The organism is Burkholderia sp. Ac-20384, assembly GCF_017104605.1.
GTDB classification, from domain to species: Bacteria; Pseudomonadota; Gammaproteobacteria; order Burkholderiales; family Burkholderiaceae; genus Burkholderia; species Burkholderia lata.
The window spans coordinates 1-2,259 of the sequence record NZ_JAAGPE010000601.1 but is presented as its reverse complement, the minus strand read 5'-3'; the positions used below and the strand labels follow the sequence as shown (position 1 = coordinate 2,259).

Annotated in this window: 2 protein-coding genes and 1 pseudogene; 1 reads left to right on the top strand and 2 read right to left on the bottom strand. The window is 67.8% G+C overall.

What is annotated here, in order from left to right:
• On the bottom strand, nucleotides 1-698 hold a 698-nt coding region (locus tag G3O00_RS42120; protein ID WP_206146542.1), incomplete at its 3' end, for a DUF2242 domain-containing protein.
• Between the two features lie 116 nt (nucleotides 699-814).
• A complete protein-coding gene (locus G3O00_RS42115) occupies nucleotides 815-1,708 on the bottom strand; it encodes a LysR family transcriptional regulator (RefSeq protein ID WP_206146541.1) in 894 nt (297 codons plus the stop codon).
• A gap of 108 nt (nucleotides 1,709-1,816) precedes the next feature.
• Between G3O00_RS42115 and G3O00_RS42110 the strand changes: the two are divergent.
• Nucleotides 1,817-2,259, top strand: a pseudogene (locus tag G3O00_RS42110) (TerC family protein); the annotation flags it as partial.

Below are 2,259 nucleotides of genomic sequence, written 5' to 3'. Positions count from 1 at the left end.
GCCACGACCGGCAGCGACAGCGGCACCGGCGCCGCGGGCGGCGTCGGCACGACCGGGGTCGTCATCTTCATCGGCTCGCCCTGGGGCGTCGGCGCGGGTTCGGGCAGCGGCGTGACGGGTTCCTTCTCGGCGGCCTTGACGGTCGCGCGGTCGCGGCGGGCCGGGTCGATCTTCAGGAAATGCTCGACGAGATTGAAGAAGCGCTCATAGAACACGCCGGCGGGAATCGTCTCGCTGGCGGTCTTGACGAGCGCATCGTCGCTCGACCCGATCGGCAGCGACAGCGAGCCGAACACGCTCAAGCCCACGCTGGCCGACGTATTCGACTTCTTCAGCGTGTAGCGATCCTGCACCGCGTTCACGTATGCGATGCTCGACGAGCCATCGGCGTTCGCGTCCGCGCACACGACGTGAAATTCGATCACGACGTGCATGTCGTTGTTCGGCTGGAAATTCTTGCTGCCGTCGACCGCATCGTTGCGCGACGACGACACCACATAGCCCTGGCTCAGCAGCGCGCGCCGCGCGGCCTCGCAGGCCGCGTCGGATTTCGAGTGGAACGTATGCGCATACGGGCTGCTGGTCGCGTCGAACTGTTCCTGCTGGTAGATCGGCTTGGGCGGCGACGAGCACGCCGCCAGCACGGTCGCGGCCGCGAGCGCGCACGAAACGGAAAACAGGCGAAATCGGTTGTGCATGGCGTCTTTCAGAAGGCTTGGCGAGAGGTCGCGCAACGGGCGGAGCCAGGATGAAGCGCGCGGCCATCTCGTAAGGCCGGGGCGTCATTATAGTTTCCTTTGATGTCGCGCTCGCTTCAGTCGGACGGTGCGCCGCGTGCCGCGGCGAGCAATTGCGACGTCAGCGGATGGTGTTCGCCGCGCCGCGAGCGGATCGCGTGGATCTCCTCGGTCACGTCGCCCGCGCGCCCGAGCCGGCGCAACCCGCGCAGCAGCGACGCGTCGTTCGCGCCGAGTTCGCTCAGCGGAAACACGCCGAGGCCGCGCGCCGCGAACACGGCCATCAGCGCGCTGTCCTCGAATTCCCCGGCCACGCGGGGCACGATCCGTTCTCCTTCCAGCCACAGGTCGAGGCGCGCGCGCAGCGCAGAATGCGCGGTCGGCAGCAGCACGGGCAGGTCGGCGAGGCACTGCGGAAAGTGCTGCCGCGCGGCCGGCGTGACGAGCGCCGAGGGGCCATACCAGTCGACCGGCGACGCGACGAGCCGCTCGCTCGTCACGCGCAGGTTCGAACCGGACGGCGCACCCTGGCCGGCCAGCACCAGGTCGAGATGATGCAGCGCCAGCTCCGCGAGCAGCGCATCGTGCTCGCCTTCGTGGCACAGCAGCCGCAGTGTGGGCGTATCCAGCACGGGCGCGAGGATCGCGTGCGCGGCGAGCTTGGAGATGCCGTCCGCGAGGCCGACCGCGAGCCGCACGGTCGGCTGGCTGGCCGCCGCGCGCACTTCGTCGGGGATCAGCCGCCCCATTTCGAAGATCGCCTCCGCGCGCGCAAACGCGGCCTGGCCGGCGTCGGTCATCGTGACGCCGCGCCCGGCCGGGCGCAACAACTGGTGCCCGAGCGCTTTTTCGAGCTCGCGCACCTGCGCACTGATGGTCTGCACGGCCATGTCGAGCCGCGCGGCCGCGCGCGCGAAGCCGCCTTCCTTCACGACGACCCAGAAGTAGTACAGATGTCGGAAATTGAGCATCGGATCGTAATTTCGGAAAAACCGAACCAAAAGTCATATTCTCTCTGATTTTTCCGAAGTTCGGGGCGGCATATGATCTGGCTTTCCACTTTCGTATCGGCCCATTTCATGGACTACCTGCTGACGCTTGCCGTTGACCCCGCCGTCTGGGCTGCGCTTCTGACGCTCGTCGTGATGGAAGTCGTGCTCGGCATCGACAACCTGATCTTCATCTCGATCCTCAGCAACAAGCTGCCCGAAGCGCAGCGTGCCCGCACGCAGCGCCTCGGCATCGCGCTCGCGCTGGTGATGCGCCTCGCGCTGCTCGGCAGCGTTGCGTGGATCGCGAGCCTCACCGAACCCGTGTTCACGCTGTTCGACCATGCGTTCTCGTGGCGCGACCTGATCCTGCTGTCGGGCGGCCTGTTCCTCGTCTGGAAGGCGACCACCGAGATCCATCCCCATGTGTCGCGCGCCGGCGCGGTCGCCGCCGCGTCGTGCGCGCGCGTCGTCGCGAGCGCGCGGTGCGCGCGCGGCCACAGCCGTGCGCGTCACCTACAGTCATCCGACTC

Bases quoted from the DNA above. Each gene is read 5' to 3' on its own strand.
- G3O00_RS42115 (WP_206146541.1), bottom strand. From the start codon at position 1,708: ATGCTCAATTTCCGACATCTGTACTACTTCTGGGTCGTCGTGAAGGAA.